This window comes from Bartonella sp. AP36NXGY (genome assembly GCF_042195865.1).
In the GTDB taxonomy this organism is placed as follows: Bacteria; Pseudomonadota; Alphaproteobacteria; order Rhizobiales; family Rhizobiaceae; genus Bartonella.
In genome coordinates, this window is sequence record NZ_JBHIPD010000001.1 from 233813 (window position 1) to 251456 (window position 17644).

Below are 17644 nucleotides of genomic sequence, written 5' to 3' on the forward strand. Positions count from 1 at the left end.
ATGTCAATTCTTGTGAATAAAGAGACAAAAGTTCTCGTTCAAGGGCTTACAGGAAAAACAGGAACGTTTCATACAGAACAGGCGCTTGCTTATCATGGTACGCAAATGGTTGGTGGCGTTAATCCTAAAAAGGGTGGAGAAACATGGGAAGGTTCAAAAGGCGAAACTCTTCCTATTTTCGCTAATGTTGCAGAAGCAAAAGAAAAAACAGGTGCAGATGCTTCCGTTATTTATGTTCCTCCTGCAGGGGCTGCGGCAGCTATTATAGAGGCTATAGAAGCTGAAGTTCGTTTAATTATCTGTATTACGGAAGGTATTCCCGTTATGGATATGGTTAAAGTGAAGGCGCGATTAGAAAACTCAAAGTCTCGTCTTATTGGTCCTAATTGTCCCGGTATTCTTACACCAAATGAATGTAAAATTGGTATTATGCCTGGTTCTATTTTTAGAAAAGGTTCTGTTGGGGTTGTCTCGAGGTCGGGAACTTTAACTTATGAAGCCGTTTTTCAAACGAGTCAGGAAGGTCTCGGACAAACAACTGCTATAGGGATTGGTGGCGATCCTGTTAAGGGCACTGAATTTATTGATGTGTTGGAAATGTTTTTAGCAGATGATGAAACCGAGTCTATTGTTATGATTGGTGAGATTGGTGGTTCTGCTGAAGAAGAAGCAGCACAGTTTTTGCAAGATGAAGCAAGAAAAGGTCGTAAAAAGCCAGTTGTTGGCTTTATTGCTGGCCGTACGGCTCCTCCAGGACGTACAATGGGACATGCTGGTGCTGTTATTTCTGGTGGTAAAGGTGGAGCAGAAGATAAAATTGCGGCAATGGAATCAGCAGGGATTCGTGTATCTTCTTCGCCATCACAGATAGGTAAGACTTTGATGTCAGTTTTGAAAGGCTAAAAGAAAGTTTCACCTGAATAAGAAAAGGTTCTTAGATTCAGGTGAAAAAGCTTGAGTATAAAAAGGTAAAACTTTTTTGAATGTTCGAATCACTGCTTGTTTGTAAGCATTTAAAGGTCAAAAAGAGATATAAGGAGACGGAATAAATGTTCCGGAGAAGTATATGGCAAGGCAGGACGAAATAAATAGCCTTTTTGCACAGACATCATTTCTTTATGGTGGGAATGCGGATTATATAGATCAACTTTATGCTCAATATGAAAAAGATCCTACCAGTGTTGATTCACAGTGGCGTGCTTTTTTTGAAGGACTTCATGATAATAAAGAAGATGTTCTTAAAAATGCTGAAGGAGCAACATGGCAGCGTGATCATTGGCCATTAAAAGCAGAGGGTGAATTGATTTCTGCTCTTGATGGTGATTGGTCTTCTCTTGAAAAATATTTTGGCGATAAATTAAAGGAAAAAGCAATAACAGTTGCTGCACAAAAGGGAAAAACTTCCAGTGAACAAGATATTATTCGAGCAACACGTGATTCCGTTCATGCAATTATGATGATTCGTGCGTTTCGAGAACGGGGACATCTTCATGCGCAACTTGACCCTCTTCAATTGGCCGAAAAACAAGAAGATTATAAGGAACTTTCTCCAGAAGCTTATGGTTTTACCCCAGCTGATTACGAGCGTCCTATTTTTATTGATAATGTTTTAGGGTTGGAATGTGCAACTATTCCGCAAATGCTTGAGATTCTCAATCGTACCTATTGTTCAACAATCGGTGTGGAATATATGCATGTTTCTGATCCGGTTCAGAAAGTATGGCTTCAAGAACGCATTGAAGGGCGAGATAAAAAAAATTCTTTCACACAACAAGACAAGAAAGCTATTCTGAATAAGCTTATTCAGGCAGAGGGATTCGAACAGTTTTTAGACACTAAATATAAAGGTACAAAGCGTTTTGGACTCGATGGTGGTGAGGCGCTGATTCCCGCTCTTGAACAGATTATCAAATGTGGTAGTGCTTTGGGGGTTAGGGAAGTTATTTTAGGAATGGCACATCGTGGTCGTTTAAATGTTCTTTCACAAGTTCTTGCCAAACCGCATAGGGCTATTTTTCATGAATTCAAAGGGGGATCTTACAAGCCTGATGATGTGGAGGGATCCGGTGATGTCAAATATCATTTGGGAACTACCGCTGATCTGGACTTTGATGGTAAAAAAGTTCATTTATCGCTGTTGGCCAATCCATCTCATCTTGAGATTGTTGATCCGGTTGTCATGGGAAAAGCACGTGCTAAACAAGATCAACTTATGGGACCTGCGCATACTGATTTACTCCCATTAAGTGAGCGTTCAAAAGTGATGCCATTGCTTATTCATGGTGATGCCGCTTTTGCAGGACAAGGCGTTATCCAAGAAACTTTTGGTCTTTCAGGTCTTAAAGGTTATCGTGTTGCAGGCTCACTTCATGTTATTATCAATAACCAGATTGGTTTTACAACATCTCCACGTTTTTCACGTTCTTCGCCTTATCCATCAGATGTCGCAAAAATGATTGACGCACCAATTTTCCATGTGAATGGTGATGATCCTGAGGCAGTTGTTTTTGTTGCCAAAATAGCAACAGAGTTTCGCCAAATTTTCCATAAACCAGTGGTTATTGATATGTTTTGTTATCGCCGTTATGGGCATAATGAAGGTGATGAACCTTCCTTTACGCAGCCGCTTATGTATAAAGCAATACGTAATCATAAAACAACACTTCAACTTTATAGTGACCAATTGGTAGCAGAAGGAATGATTTCTTCAGAAGAGATTGAGCAACAAAAAAAATTATGGCGCGATAAGCTTGAAGGTGAACTTGAAGCGAGTGCTTCTTATAAGCCTAATAAGGCTGATTGGCTTGATGGAAGCTGGACGGGACTCAAAGCTTTTAGTAGTTCTGATGAGCAGCATTCTAGAACAACTGGTGTTGAATTAAAAACTTTAAAGGAAATTGGTCAGAAAATTGTTGAAATTCCGGCGAATTTTCACGTTCACAAAACCATTCAACGTTTTTTAAATAATCGTGCTAAAATTTTTGAAACCGGTGAGGGTGTTGACTGGGCAACCGCTGAAGCTTTAGCTTTTGGTTCACTTTGTTTGGAAGGTGCACCAGTTCGTCTTTCCGGTGAAGATGTTGAACGGGGAACTTTTTCACAACGTCATTCAGTTCTTTATGACCAAGAAAATGAGGCGCGTTATATTCCTTTGAATCATTTACAAAAGGGGCAAGCGCTTTATGACGTTGTTAATTCTATGCTTTCTGAAGAAGCTGTTCTTGGTTTTGAATATGGATATTCTCTTGCTGAACCACGAGGATTAACACTTTGGGAAGCACAATTTGGTGATTTCTCTAATGGTGCACAGGTCATTTTTGATCAATTTATTTCATCCGCAGAGCGTAAGTGGCTTCGTATGTCTGGTCTTGTGTGTTTATTGCCTCATGGTTTTGAAGGGCAAGGGCCGGAGCATTCTTCTGCACGTTTAGAACGGTTTCTTCAACTTTGTGCGGAAGATAATATGCAGGTTGCTAATTGTACAACCCCTGCAAATTATTTTCATATTTTGCGTCGACAAATTAAGCGTGATTTCCGGAAGCCATTGATTTTGATGACACCGAAATCACTTTTACGTCATAAGCGAGCTGTTTCTTTTCTCAATGAAATGGGGCCAGAAACAAGTTTTTGTCGTGTGTTGCTTGATGATGCAGAATGTCTCAAAGATTCTGTCATTAAGTTGCAAAAAGATAATAAGATTCGCCGTGTCGTTCTTTGTACTGGTAAGGTTTATTACGACCTTTATGAAGAACGTGAAAAAAGGGGTATTGATGATGTTTACCTCCTTCGTGTTGAACAGCTTTATCCTTTCCCTGCGAAAGTTTTGGTGAATGTATTATCGCGCTTTTTGCAGGCGGAAGTTTTTTGGTGCCAAGAGGAACCAAAAAACATGGGGGCTTGGTCATTTATTGAGCCTTATTTGGAATGGGTTTTGACGCATATTAATGCGCAATATTCACGTGCTCGTTATGCAGGACGTCCTGCGAGTGCGTCACCGGCCTCTGGGTTAATGGTGAAACACCTTGAACAACTGGCTGCGTTTCTTAAAGACGCGTTAGGTTCTTAATTTATTACTACTCTGATGTATGGAAAAATATTATGACTACTGAAATTCGTGTTCCTACTTTGGGCGAATCGGTTACCGAAGCAACGGTTGGCAAATGGTTTAAAAAACTTGGCGAAGCTGTCGCTATGGATGAGCCTTTGGTTGAATTAGAAACTGATAAGGTAACCGTTGAAGTTCCTTCTCCTGTTGCTGGGAAATTATCTGAAATCATTGCAAAAGAAGGCGATACGGTTGAAGTAAATGCTCTTTTAGGAGTGGTGAAAGCTGGAGAAGCTGGTATCTCCCAATCACTTTCACCTTCTGCTACACTTGTTCCAGCGGCTTCATCTGAATCGGAGAAGCCTGCTTTGAGCAGTGCAATGCCTCCTTCTCCTTCAGCAGCAAAATTGATGGCTGAAAATAATGTTGCAAAAAGCGATATTTCAGGTTCTGGAAAACGTGGACAAATTCTTAAAGAAGATGTTCTTGGTGGATTAAAACAAAGTACAAATGCTCCTACACCCTCTTCTTCTGCGACGAGTTCTTCGGCACCTCCTGTCCAAGAAACACGTGAAGAGCGGGTTCGTATGACGAAATTGCGTCAAACAATTGCTCGCCGTCTTAAAGATGCACAAAATGTAGCAGCAATGTTGACCACATTTAATGAGGTTGATATGTCAGCGGTGATGGATTTGCGCAAGCGTTATAAGGATCTTTTTGAAAAGAAACATGGTGTTAAGCTTGGTTTTATGGGTTTTTTTACCAAGGCTGTTTGTCATGCATTAAAAGAACTTCCTGCTGTTAATGCAGAGATTGATGGGACAGATATTGTTTACAAAAACTATGTCAATGTTGGAATTGCTGTTGGAACGGATAAAGGGCTTGTTGTTCCAGTGGTGCGAGATGCAGATCAAATGTCATTGGCAGAGATTGAAAAAGAGATTGGTCGTTTGGGGCGTCTTGCGCGTGATGGAAAATTAGCCGTTTCTGATATGCAGGGCGGAACTTTTACCATTACCAATGGTGGTGTGTATGGATCGTTGATGTCAACACCGATTTTGAATGCACCACAATCTGGTATTTTGGGAATGCATGCGATTAAAGAGCGAGCAATGGTTGTTGAGGGTCAAGTTGTGATCCGCCCCATGATGTATTTAGCGCTTTCTTATGATCACCGTATTGTGGATGGGCAAGAAGCTGTGACTTTCCTTGTGCGTGTTAAGGAAAGCTTAGAAGATCCGGAACGCCTTGTTCTTGATTTGTAAAATACAGTTTTCAGGATGAAAGGAGAAACGGATGTCTTATGATGTGGCTGTGATCGGAGCGGGTCCAGGTGGTTATGTAGCAGCAATAAAAGCGGCGCAACTGGGACTTAAAGTAGCAATTATTGAAAAGCGTACAACATTAGGAGGAACATGTCTCAACGTTGGTTGTATTCCTTCTAAAGCGTTGCTGCATGCTTCAGAAGTGTTTTCTGAAACCCAGCATGGTTTTGAAACGCTTGGTATTTCTATTGGTAAATCTAAGCTTAATCTTGAACAAATGATGGTTCATAAGAAAGCTGTGGTGACAGCCAATACGAGTGGTGTTTCTTTTTTGATGAAAAAAAATAAAGTTGATACTTTTTTTGGGACAGCCAAAATTTTGAGTGCGGGTCATGTGGAAGTTGTTGCCAGAGATGGTAATAAACAAACAATTGAGACAAAAAATATTATTATTGCTACCGGTTCAGAGAGTTCAGGCATTCCAGGGGTGAATGTTGAAATTGATGAAAAGACTATTGTTTCTTCTACGGGAGCTCTTTCACTTGAAAAAGTACCAACGCATATGATTGTAGTAGGTGCTGGTGTCATTGGTTCAGAACTTGGATCAGTTTGGAGCCGTTTAGGTGCTAAAGTGACCATTATTGAGTATCTTAATAAAGTTTTGGGCTCAATGGATGGTGAAGTTTCACGGCAATTTCAGAAATTAATGGAAAAACAGGGGATTGAATATAAAACGGGTGCAAAGGTAACAGCTGTTACACAATCTGGCTCAACTGCTCAGGTGAGCTTTGAATCTGTCAAAGGTGGTGAATCTGAAACTTTAGAGGCTGATGTTGTGCTTATTGCTACTGGACGTTCTCCTTATACAGAGGGGCTTGGATTACAAGAGGCTGGTGTTCAGTTAGATGAACGCGGATTTATTGCAATTGATGCTCATTGGCAGACGAATGTTCCAGGAATTTATGCGATTGGTGATGTCGTAAAAGGACCAATGCTAGCACATAAAGCAGAGGAAGAAGGCGTTGCTGTGGCAGAAATTTTGGCAGGTCAAAAAGGGCATGTTAATTTTGATGTTATTCCTAGTGTTGTTTATACACAGCCGGAAATTGCGAGTGTAGGAAGGACAGAAGAAGAGCTAAAAACTGCTGGTATTGAATATAATGTTGGCAAATTTCCTTTTATGGCCAATGGTCGTGCACGTGCAATGCAAAAGAGTGATGGGTTCGTTAAAATCCTTTCTGATAAAAAAACAGATCGGGTATTAGGGGGGCATATTCTTGGATTTGGTGCTGGTGAAATGATCCATGAAATTGCAGTTTTAATGGAATTTGGAGGTTCATCAGAAGATCTGGGACGTTGTTGCCATGCACATCCTACCTTATCAGAAGCCGTGCGTGAGGCAGCTTTGGCAACATTTGCTAAACCACTTCATATTTAAAAAGCTTTTAAAAAGTAAATTTTAAAAGGCACATGAGGCAGAAAATATTTGTGAAGCATGCAACAACATTTTAAAACTTTAAAAAAGAATATAACCAATTGTATTGAAATGTTCCATTTGTTGTATGCTTTTCGATAATTACTGTTTTAGATATCTGTTGTGCAGTTTTGATTGATTATTCTGTTGTGCACTATCGTTTAGAGCGGTGGTGTTTAGTCTATGTAAAGTTTTATATATGGGGTAGTTTTTATACTGTTATAAAATATTTAAGATAGGATTCTGAGCCTATCTGGGTGCTTTGTGTTAAGAAGACATCTCTCAAAATGCTCAAATCTACTTCGCGAGGGTGTTCGTGAATGGTATAGCTGTAAAAGTTCCTCTTGAAATATATGAAATTCATTCAAACTGTTATAAGACCTATTGTGCACCATCATCTTTATGTTTAGTAAAAGTACACGCTGGCATTATAATACACTTTTTCAGTTCTTAATATTGCTAAAGCTCTTTATTATTTGAGAATTTTCATAAGAGAATTTTTATTCTGTTCTTTTATCATTTTACCTCACACGCTCGTTTTGTTTGTGATGTGCAGACAAAAGATTTTAATTACTTCAATGTGAGAGAGTTTGTGATTAAGAGAATTTTACAGTATTCAGCGTTATGAATCAAGTTGAAAATGATGATTTATTGTTATAAATCAAATCGTTATATATGAAGAGGGAAGTCAAAAGGAATTCACTCAAAGAAATTGAATTGTTTAATGATTGGTGTAGGTTAAGGATCTTTGTCATTTAAGATGAAGAGGCGAGGAATTGAATATTCTACAAAATACCGCTCTTCTTTAAAAGAGCGGTATTTTTATATCTTTTGTTTATGACACTATCTTTTTGATGATAATGACAAGTTATACAGTGTGATTAAATTAGTTTTTTCTTCTCTGTTTTTCTTGATCATTGCTCGCTATGTCTTAAAAAGATGCTATGTCTCTTCTTTAGGGTTGTTAAGAAATCGCAATGTTGCCAAAATATAACGAATAGCTAAAATTTTTTTGAAAACCATAATTACACGAGAATATTAAGTTTGTTTTCATTGGGCAGTTTTGTGATAACTTAAAAAATCAAGCATATGCTTTCTATAGGTATTAAAATTGTAATTTTTTATCCTCTTGTTGTTCTCTTATAAAAGTGGGAAGCCCCATATGATCAAGATATTTAAGGAAAGGGTGGGGTGGTAATTCTTCCACATTGACCATAGTTTTAACATCCCATTCACCTGTGGCAATAAGAAGAGCTGTTGCCGCTGCTGGTACGCCAGCCGTATAGGAAATGCCTTGTGCCCCAGTTTCATGAAAAGCTTGTTTGTGATCGGCTATATTATAGATAAAAATTTCTCGCAGGTGTCCATCTTTTTCGCCTTTAATAAGATCTCCAATACAGGTTTTTCCTGTGTAGTCTGGGGCGAGAGAGGAAGGGTCGGGTAAGACGGCCTTTACGACTTTCAAGGGCACGACTTCTTGTCCTTCTGCTGTCTTAATGGGCTGTTCAGATAAGAGACCAAGATTTTTTAGAACCGTAAAAACAGTGATATAACGATCACCAAATCCCATCCAGAAACGGACATTCTCTACATCAAGATTTTTGGAAAGTGAATGAATTTCATCATGTCCTGTCATATAGGCTTTTTGTTTTCCCACAACGGGAAGATCCCATTCATGGCTGATTTCAAACATTTTATTGGAAGTCCATTTTTTATTTTGCCATGACCATACTTGTCCTGTAAATTCACGGAAGTTAATTTCTGGATCAAAATTTGTAGCAAACCAACGTCCATGATTTCCGGCATTAATATCAATAATATCAATATCTGTGATTTTATCAAAATAATCATCGCGCGCTAATGCTGCATAAGCATTCACTACACCTGGGTCAAAACCTGCTCCTAAAATAGCGGTTATACCAGCTTTTTCACATTCTGGACGCCGAGGCCATTCATAATTGCCATACCAAGGAGGTGTTTCACAAATTTTCAATGGGTCTTCATGAATTGCGGTATCGATATAAGCGCATTTGGTTTCAATACAAGCTGAAAGAACAGACATATTAAGAAAGGCAGAACCAACATTAATGACAATTTCGCATTTGGTCTTTTGGATGAGCTTTATAGTTTCTTCTACATTCATGGCATTGAGCGAATGGCTTTTGAGAACACCTTGCTCTTTCATTGTGTTTTTTTCTTTAATAGAAGCAATGATGGCTTCACATTTTTTGAGTGTTCGTGACGCAATATGAATTTCACCAAGAATATCATTGTTTTGAGCACATTTGTGTGCAACAACTTGTGCAACACCTCCAGCACCAATAATGAGAACATTTTTTTTCATTGTAGGTCCATCTCCCTTTTTAATACTGTTGTATGACGTTTTTTATGGTTTATCTTTATGAAAGGCTTTCCTGATAGTCGCTATAGCTGAATTGGCGTTGAAGTGTTAATGTACCATCGCACTCTTTGAGAACAATAGCAGGCATTGTAACGCCATTAAACCAGTTTTTCTTGACCATTGTATAACCTGCTGCATCCTGAAAAGACAGTCTATCGCCTATTTTAAGAGGTTTTTGAAATTGAAATGTTCCAAAAATATCGCCGGCAAGACAAGATTTTCCACAAATCATAATTTCGTGTGGTCCTTGATTAGGTTCTAATTTAGCATTTTCACGATAAATGAGAAGATCAAGCATATGTGCTTCAATTGAGCTATCAACGATGGCTAGATTCTTTTCATTATACAATGTGTCAAGAACACTGACTTCTAATGTGGTGCTTTTGGTAATAGCAGCTTCTCCTGGTTCTAGAAAAAGAGTGACACCATGAGTTTTAGAAAATTGTTTTAAGCGTTTTGCGAAAGCTTCTAGAGGATAATTTTCAGCCGTAAAATGGATTCCACCGCCAAGGCTTATCCAGTCAACAGCAGAAAAAAGTTCTGCAAATTTTTCTTCCATATACCCAAGCATTTGGTTAAAAAGATTAAAGTCAGCATTTTCACAATTGTTATGGATCATCAATCCGTTGATAAGTGGCAGAATTTCTTTGATAGCGCTTTGGTTTGTTTCTCCTAAGCGGCTAAAAGGGCGTGAGGGGTTGGCAAGATCAAAATTTGATGCGCTCATTCCTGGGTTTAACCTTAAACCTCTTTGAATGGTTTTTGTTGCATCAGAAAAGCGTTGAAGCTGTTGGATGGAATTAAAGATGATTTTATCTGCATAACCACAGGCTTCATCAATTTCATCATCTGCCCAAGCCACTGAATAAGCATGGGTTTCTTTGCCAAATTTTTCTCTTCCTAAACGTAGTTCATAAAGGGATGATGATGTGGTTCCATCCATGAACTCAGACATTAAATCAAAAACACTCCATGTGGCAAAACATTTTAAAGCAAGTAAAATTTTAGCTCCGGACATTTCCCGTAAATGAGAAATTGTTTGCATGTTTTTGATGAGTTTCGATTTGTCTATAAGATAATAGGGGGTTTTTATCATCATTTATTCATTCTTTTTTGAAGGATCTTATTGCCAAGATCAACGTTTAGTACAAAGAGTAACAGAATGTCTCAAGAAAAAAGAATCTTAAGAAAAGAATCTGTTTCTGTCTAGCAAGAGAAAGGCTTTCTGTAATTACTGTTGTTTATTATGTTGAGTTTTTTGTTATGAGTATGAAAAAAAAATTATATTATGCTTTAGCTTTTGTATTTGTTAGCATTTTTTTCATTATAACAACCACTCTTGTTAATTGGGGGCAAAATAGAAGTGACGCTAAAGCCAAACTGGTTACTCATACTTCTGTCCAAGATAGTTCGGTGCCTCTGATTTTTACGGGGCGTAGAGAACTTAATGGTTTCAAAGGTTATCGTCATTATCGGCGTGGTTATCGTAAATACAGTGATAATTGGTGGTATCCTGAAGTGGCATTTGTTACATCACCGCACTTAAGCACAAAAGGCGCATCATTAAAAGTTGTACCAGATGCTAAAAAAGTGTTTTTAACGTCTTCTTCGGAAAAATTAGAAAAAAAAGAGCCATGGATGCTTAAACAACATATTGAATCTTGCCGTGCGCGTTATCGCTCTTATAATAAAAATGATAATAGTTTTCAGCCTTTTCATGGGGGGCGTAGGCAGTGTTTATCACGCTTTTTTAAAGGATAGAAATTAAATAAAATTTTAATTGCTTCTTGTCGTGGGCGTTATTGTTCTTACAATAAAGAGAAGACTTGTGTGGTGCGCAGTATTTTCATGCAAGCATTGTTTTTTTTAAAATTTAAATGCTTTTAAGTTTTATTAAATCTTATTATCATTAAGTGTGGAATGGGGGGGTGAGAATATAAGTTTTTGTTTTGTCGATGACAAAATATTAAGGTAAAATGGAGTTTAAAGAATGACAACACGGGAAGCAATGTTGGTATTGCTCGTTTTGCTTCCTTTTGGTGGAAGTGCTGTCATTGGCTTTTTTCGTTCGACAGCAAAAAATAATGAAGCGTGGTTTGCTGGGGTCGTCGCACTTTTCTGTCTTATTTTTACAATAATGCTTTATCCGGAAGTTCGCGGAAACCACATAGTGCGTTTAGATATTTCTTGGCTTCCAGAATGGGAAAGCGATTTGATTCTCCGCATAGATGGTTTGTCCTGGCTTTTTTGCTTGCTTATTACAGGGATTGGGCTGCTTGTTGTCATTTATTCACGTTATTACATAGATCCAGCGGATTCTGTACCGCGTTTTTTTTCCTTTTTTTTGGCCTTTATGGGATCAATGATAGGAATAGTTTTATCAGGTAATCTCGTCTTTTTGGTTGTTTTCTGGGAACTTACCAGTATTTTTTCTTTTTTGCTGATCGGCTATTGGTACCATAATGCAAGTGCGCGTGAGGGTGCGCGTATGGCTCTAACGATCACAGGTTTTGGCGGCTTTGCTCTTTTTATTGGAGTTTTATTGATTGGGTATACTGTTGGCAGTTTTGATTTGGATAAGGTGCTACAGTCTGGAGATATGATCCGGTCAAGTTCTCTTTATAGTCCTATCCTTATTTGTATTTTATTGGGAGGGTTAACAAAAAGCGCGCAATTTCCCTTTCATTTTTGGCTACCTAACGCGATGGCTGCTCCAACTCCCGTATCGGCTTATTTGCATTCGGCAACAATGGTAAAAGCGGGATTGTTTTTGCTTGTTCGTTTATGGCCTGTGCTCTCTGGAACAGAATCTTGGTTTTGGCTGGTTGGCTTTTCAGGACTCTCAACTCTTCTTCTAGGTGCCTATTTTTCCATGTTTCAGCAAGACTTGAAAGGACTGCTTGCTTACTCGACTATTAGTCATCTTGGATTAATTACAACACTTTTAAGTCTTGGTAGTCCACTTGCATGTGTTGCGGCGATCTTTCATATGGCCAATCATGCTACTTTTAAAGCTTCTTTATTTATGGCTGCTGGCATTATTGATCACGAGACGGGAACACGTGATATGCGTAAACTGTCAGGGCTTTATCGTTCTATGCCTATCACAGCAACTCTTGCTTTAGTTGCGAGTGCAGCGATGGCTGGGGTTCCTTTGTTGAATGGTTTTTTATCGAAAGAGATGTTTTTTGCTGAAGCTGTTGAAACGCATATGGAATCATGGCTCGATTGGATTGCGCCTTATGTGGCAACGCTAGCTAGTCTGTTTAGTGTGACCTATTCTATACGCTTTATTCATGGCGTTTTTTTAGGACCAAAGCCTGACAATTTACCCAAGACTCCCCATGAACCACCGCATTTCATGCGTTTACCAATGGAGCTTTTGGTGTTTATTTGTTTAGCGGTTGGTATTTTTCCTAATTTAACAATAGGACCTATTTTAGATAATGCGGTCGTGTCTGTTTTAGGACCAATGACAATTCCTTATAGTTTGGCTGTTTGGCATGGGTTTAACACTCCATTAGTGATGAGCTTTGTTGCATTATTAGGGGGCGGATTGCTCTATGCTGTTGGGCATCGTTATTTTTTATCCTGTGATGATGGGGCTCCTTTTTTCCGTCACTTAAAAGGACCGCGTATTTTTGAACGCATTCTCGTAATTATTTCTTGGAAATGGGCCCGTGCGGTGGAGTCTGCTTTGTCAACACGCCGTTTGCAGATCCAATTGCATTGGATTTTTTGGGTCTGTTTTGCCTTTGTTGGTCTTTTACTTTGGTGCGATGGTTTCATTCCAGTGGGGACATTACCGCTTTTTCCACTTGATATTCCTTTTCTCGCTCTTTGGCTGGTTGGCGGATTATGTGCGCTTTTAGTTGCTTGGCGAGCAAAGTTTCATCGTCTTGCTTCACTTATGCTTTTAGGGGGAGCTGGTTTGATGACTTGTGCAACCTTTTTATGGCTTTCTGCTCCTGATTTAGCAATAACACAATTGGTTGTTGAGGTTGTTACAGTCGTTTTATTATTGCTTGGTTTACGGTGGTTGCCTAAACGTTTGCATGACCCTGGGCCAGCTGCTGTTCATTTTTGGGTTCGTTTGCGTCGTTTCCGTGATTTCATCATATCCCTTGTAGGAGGTGCTGGTGTAGCATGGCTTTCTTTTGCAGTGATGACACGTCCCCAAGGTACAACGATTTCTGATTTTTTTCTAACGCATGCTTACTCAGATGCTGGTGGTCGCAATGTTGTGAATGTGTTATTGGTTGATTTCCGTGGTTTTGATACCATGGGAGAAATTGTGGTTTTGGGTGTTGTTTCCCTTACTGTTTTTGCACTCTTACGACGTTTTCGTCCTGCGCCTGAGAGTATTGATGCGCCTTTTCAACAACGTATCCAGAAAGCCTTTGATATAGCACAGCCTAATCGAAATGTGGGAGATACAGTATTGAATTATTTAGCTGTTCCTGCTGTTATTATGGGTTGGCTCTTTCCAATTATTATCGCTTTTGCTATTTATTTATTCATGCGAGGGCATGATCTGCCAGGAGGTGGATTTGTCGGTGGTATTACTTTGGCTATAGGATTTATTTTACAATATCTTGCACGCGATATTCGGTGGGTGGAAACGCATTTGAGAGTTTTACCTTTGCGTTGGATAGGCTTTGGTTTATTATTGTCAGTCGTAACGGGGATGGGCTCTTGGTTTTTTGGATATCCTTTTTTAACATCCTTTTTTCGATATATTCATCTTCCGTTAATTGGGAAAGTTCCCATGGCATCTGCTTTTTTGTTTGATTTTGGTGTGCTTTCTCTTGTGTTAGGAGCAACTGTTCTCATTTTAATTGCACTTGCACACCAGTCAATTCGGAGTTACCGAATCGGTAAGAAACCTATTTTAAAAGAGAAGGAAAATTAATGGAAATTGTTCTTTCTTTGGGTATCGGTGTTTTTGTCGGATCAGGTATTTGGCTTGTTTTGCGTCCACGTACTTTTCAAGTCATTCTTGGTTTGTCCTTGATCTCCTATGGTGTTAATCTTTTTATATTTTCAATGAGTAGACCGCGTAGTAATGCTGCTCCAATTGTTGATCCTACCACTGTTATTAATCCAGCTAATTATGTCGATCCTCTTCCACAAGCCTTGGTTTTAACTGCGATTGTGATTGGTTTTGCAACAACAGCTTTATTTTTAGTTATCTTGTTGGTTTCACGTGGTTTAACGGGTTCTGATCACGTTGATGGACGTGAGGTGCAATAATGGAAATAGGAGTGCATCATCTCCTTATTTTGCCTATTCTTTTGCCGTTAATCACTGGAGCACTTCTTCTTTTTTATGATGAACGTCGTGCAAGACTTAAATCATTCATCAGTCTTTCTTCTGCGGGACTGTTGGTCGTTACTGCCATTTTATTGATTATACGTACTCTTGAAATAGCACCGGCTTGCGATGTTTATCGACTTGGTAATTGGCCGTCTTCTTTTGGAATTGTTTTAGTCCTTGATCGCTTAAGCGCTATGATGCTTTTACTTTCCAGCTTGTTGGTGACTAGCGTGTTGGTTTTTGCGCGGGCTCATTGGTACAAAGCTGGTTCTCATTTTCAGTCACTAATGCAATTTTTTATGGTGGGGATAAATGGTGCTTTTTTGACTGGCGATTTATTTAATTTATTTGTGTTTTTTGAAGTTATGTTAACGGCTTCCTATGGGCTTGCTTTGCATGGTTCTGGTCAGACGCGCGTGCGTGCAGGGTTGCATTATGTTGTGGTTAATCTTGTTGCTTCATTATTTTTTTTAGTTGGTATAGCGCTCATTTATGGAGTCGTTGGTACTCTTAATATGGCCGATTTGGCTGTTAAAATAAAATATATATCTTCTACAGATATTGTTTTGTTCGAAATAGGTGTTGCACTTTTAGGTATTGCTTTTTTGCTTAAAGCGGGTATGTGGCCGCTTAATTTTTGGTTGGTGCCAACTTACAGTGCAGCAGCAGCGCCTGTTGGAGCTTCTTTTGCACTTTTGAGCAAGGTTGGTATTTATATTATTTTACGTTTAACGTTGCTATGGTTTGGTCCTGAAAGTGAATATTTTAACCATTTTGGTCATACAGTTTTGTTTTATGGTGGGCTTGCCACTATGATTATTGGTTTTATTGGAGTATTGGCGAGCCAAGTTTTGGTGCGTTTGGCAGCTTATAGCGTTCTTGTCTCTTCTGGCACATTGTTGGCTGCGATCGGGATAGGCAATGCAGCACTGACAGCAGGCGCACTTTTTTATATTGTTTCTTCAACTTTAGCACTGGGAGCTTTTTTTCTTTTGGTAGAGTTGGTAGAACGCTGTCAAGATGTGGCTGCTAATGTTCTTGCTGTCACAATGGAGGTGTATGGTGACGATGAAGAGGAGGAAGAAGATGAAGTTGGCATCTATTTTCCAGTAACCTTGGCAATTCTTGGAGCTTGTTTTGGTATCTGTGCCATTTTGATTATTGGATTGCCGCCTTTTTCTGGTTTTGTTGCTAAATTTATGATGTTCATGGCAATTTTAAACCACAGTAGAGAGGATTTTTCTGCTTCTCTTCCGGTTTACCAAGATTGGCTTTTTGTAGTTTTTGTCACTCTCTCTGGTTTTGCGGCTTTGATTGCATTGACACGAACGGGTATCCGAACTTTTTGGGTTTCTCTTGAAGGGCGTATTCCTCGTGTGCAAGTGATAGAATTTGCGCCTATTGCCGTTCTCCTTGCTTTGTGTTTTCTTATAACAATTGTAGCCAGTCCTGTTAGTCATTATATGTCTGAAACTGCTAAGACTTTGTATGAACCTCAAAACTATATTGGGAGCGTTTTAACGGATTTTTCTCTCGAAAATAGGGAGATAAGTAAATGAATCGTTTTTGTCCTTCCCCTTTTTTCAGTGGTGTCATTGTCCTTATGTGGCTTATTTTAAATGGTTTTAGTTTAGGGCAATTGCTTTTAGGGATTTTAACCGCTTTGTTTTGTGGTTGGATGATACGGCTTCTGGAGCCGGAGAAGGTTGTTATTAAAAGCTGGAGTGCGGTTTTTCGTCTCGTTTTTCGAGTATTTATAGATTCTATATTCTCAAATGTTTCGGTGGCTTGGTTTGTTTTAACAAAAAGGTCTCGAGAGCAGAAATCTGGTTTTATTGTAGTACCTCTTCTGCTTCATAATCGCACTGCTTTGGCTATTTTAGCATGCATCCTTTCGGCAACCCCTGGAACTGCTTGGGTTGCCTATAATAGTAAAAAGGGTGAACTTTTGCTTCATGTCTTAAATTTAAAAAATGGATATGATTACAAACAGTTGATCAAACAACGGTATGAGCAATTGCTTTTGGAGATTTTTTTATGAGTATGGTGATTCTTTATTGGGGGCTTTTCTTTTCACAGTTTTTTTTAAGTTTAGCGGTGATTTTCGCGCTGTTTCGGTTGATTCGTGGTCCACGGGCGCAGGATAGAATTGTTGGTTTGGATGCCCTTTATATAACCACTATTCTTTTGTTTCTTACATTCGATATTCGTTCAGGAACAACCACTTATTTTGTCGCAGCTCTCATTATTGGATTGTTGGGATCTGTCTCAAGCATCGCTTTGGCGAAATTTCTTATGCGGGGGGAGATTATTGAATGAAAGATGATATATCGCTTGTGGTTGCTATTGCTATCACAGTTTTCTTAATATTAGGGTCTGGATTGACATTGATCGCAACGATAGGTTTGGTGCGTTTTTCCAATTTTTATAAGCGTTTGCATATGCTTTCAGTATGTACGAGTTGGGGCGTTGGTAGTATTCTTATTTCTTCATTTCTTTATTCAATATTTGTGGACCATTATTTTGTTTTTCATGAAGTGTTGCTGATGTTTTTTTTGTTTTTAACAGCACCGGTAGCTTCTATGTTGCTTTCACATACGGCAGCTTATCGACATCATTCAGAAAAACAATCAGAAAAACCGCTGGCTCTTTTATTACACCAAACGGAGGAAAAGCTACCCACATCAGAAGGAACATCACGAGATGAGAGCCAGCGCGGTTCTTGAAATGTAAGAATCTTCCTTATTCTGTGCTTTTTTCTTCTACACAGTGGATGGGCTTTTCTTCTTTTGGATCATTAATAAGATCGTAAAATATGGCTTCATTTTTAGTTATCCACCAAATGTATTGTCCACCCACATATTTTCCTCCAGAAGCGGCAATTACATTAGAACCAACGATGCGCTTACCGTTCCATTTTAAATCAACAAGCGCAATATTGCCAGCATTATAATAAGTTGCTTCAACATACTCTTTGCTTGTTCCCATATCGCATTGATAGGAGACGGTCTCTGTTGTTGGTTCTGGATTATCTGGTACTTCAATGACTAAAGAACTTGCTAATGCATTAATTGAACCGAGGAGGAGCACACTTAAAGTAATGAAAAATTGTTTAGTAAAAGAAATTTTTTTCATAATATTTC

14 protein-coding genes are annotated in these 17644 nt (G+C 38.9%); 11 read left to right on the forward strand and 3 right to left on the reverse strand.

The window, feature by feature from the left end:
- The 4 genes from sucD (at position 1) to lpdA (ending at position 6748) form a co-directional block, all read left to right on the forward strand.
- The gene (gene sucD / locus ACFINX_RS00855) at positions 1-903 is read left to right on the forward strand and encodes a succinate--CoA ligase subunit alpha (RefSeq protein ID WP_375612754.1); all 903 of its coding nucleotides are present in this window, start codon (positions 1-3) and stop codon (positions 901-903) included.
- Positions 904-1066: 163 nt separating this feature from the next.
- Complete coding sequence (locus tag ACFINX_RS00860) at positions 1067-4066, forward strand: 2-oxoglutarate dehydrogenase E1 component (protein ID WP_375668173.1); 3000 nt, start codon at positions 1067-1069, stop codon at positions 4064-4066.
- A gap of 32 nt (positions 4067-4098) precedes the next feature.
- Entirely contained in the window at positions 4099-5310 is a 1212-nt protein-coding gene (gene odhB / locus ACFINX_RS00865; protein WP_375612752.1) for a 2-oxoglutarate dehydrogenase complex dihydrolipoyllysine-residue succinyltransferase, read from the forward strand.
- Between the two features lie 31 nt (positions 5311-5341).
- A complete protein-coding gene (gene lpdA / locus ACFINX_RS00870; RefSeq protein ID WP_375611323.1) occupies positions 5342-6748 on the forward strand; it encodes a dihydrolipoyl dehydrogenase in 1407 nt (468 codons plus the stop codon).
- Positions 6749-7889: 1141 nt separating this feature from the next.
- Here lpdA and ACFINX_RS00875 read toward each other — a convergent pair.
- Positions 7890-9128, reverse strand: a complete 1239-nt coding sequence (locus tag ACFINX_RS00875) for a saccharopine dehydrogenase NADP-binding domain-containing protein (RefSeq protein WP_375628551.1) — start codon at positions 9126-9128, stop codon at positions 7890-7892.
- A gap of 55 nt (positions 9129-9183) precedes the next feature.
- Positions 9184-10281 carry a carboxynorspermidine decarboxylase gene (locus ACFINX_RS00880; protein WP_375612883.1) on the reverse strand — a complete coding sequence of 366 codons (1098 nt, stop codon included), beginning with the start codon at positions 10279-10281 and terminating at the stop codon, positions 9184-9186.
- A gap of 167 nt (positions 10282-10448) precedes the next feature.
- Between ACFINX_RS00880 and ACFINX_RS00885 the strand changes: the two genes are divergently transcribed.
- From ACFINX_RS00885 to mnhG, 7 genes are all read left to right on the forward strand, one after another.
- A complete protein-coding gene (locus ACFINX_RS00885) occupies positions 10449-10946 on the forward strand; it encodes a BA14K family protein (RefSeq protein ID WP_375632101.1) in 498 nt (165 codons plus the stop codon).
- Positions 10947-11175: 229 nt separating this feature from the next.
- Positions 11176-14097: a monovalent cation/H+ antiporter subunit A gene (locus tag ACFINX_RS00890; RefSeq protein WP_375668174.1), complete on the forward strand. Its 2922-nt coding sequence runs from the start codon at positions 11176-11178 to the stop codon at positions 14095-14097.
- Entirely contained in the window at positions 14097-14438 is a 342-nt protein-coding gene (locus ACFINX_RS00895; protein ID WP_273790150.1) for a Na+/H+ antiporter subunit C, read from the forward strand. The genes ACFINX_RS00890 and ACFINX_RS00895 overlap by 1 nt, the downstream gene beginning before the upstream one ends.
- A complete protein-coding gene (locus tag ACFINX_RS00900) occupies positions 14438-16060 on the forward strand; it encodes a monovalent cation/H+ antiporter subunit D (protein WP_375611319.1) in 1623 nt (540 codons plus the stop codon). Before ACFINX_RS00895 ends, ACFINX_RS00900 begins: the two co-directional genes overlap by 1 nt.
- Complete coding sequence (locus ACFINX_RS00905) at positions 16057-16542, forward strand: Na+/H+ antiporter subunit E (protein WP_375612748.1); 486 nt, start codon at positions 16057-16059, stop codon at positions 16540-16542. The genes ACFINX_RS00900 and ACFINX_RS00905 overlap by 4 nt, the downstream gene beginning before the upstream one ends.
- Complete coding sequence (locus ACFINX_RS00910) at positions 16539-16820, forward strand: K+/H+ antiporter subunit F (RefSeq protein ID WP_375606068.1); 282 nt, start codon at positions 16539-16541, stop codon at positions 16818-16820. The genes ACFINX_RS00905 and ACFINX_RS00910 overlap by 4 nt, the downstream gene beginning before the upstream one ends.
- On the forward strand, positions 16817-17227 hold the full coding sequence (gene mnhG, locus ACFINX_RS00915) for a monovalent cation/H(+) antiporter subunit G (protein ID WP_375611317.1): 411 nt from the start codon (positions 16817-16819) through the stop codon (positions 17225-17227). Before ACFINX_RS00910 ends, mnhG begins: the two co-directional genes overlap by 4 nt.
- Positions 17228-17243: 16 nt before the next feature.
- On the opposite strand, the gene ACFINX_RS00920 is transcribed toward mnhG, so the two are convergent.
- On the reverse strand, positions 17244-17636 hold the full coding sequence (locus ACFINX_RS00920) for an MliC family protein (RefSeq protein WP_375629080.1): 393 nt from the start codon (positions 17634-17636) through the stop codon (positions 17244-17246).
- Between the last annotated feature and the right edge of the window lie 8 nt (positions 17637-17644).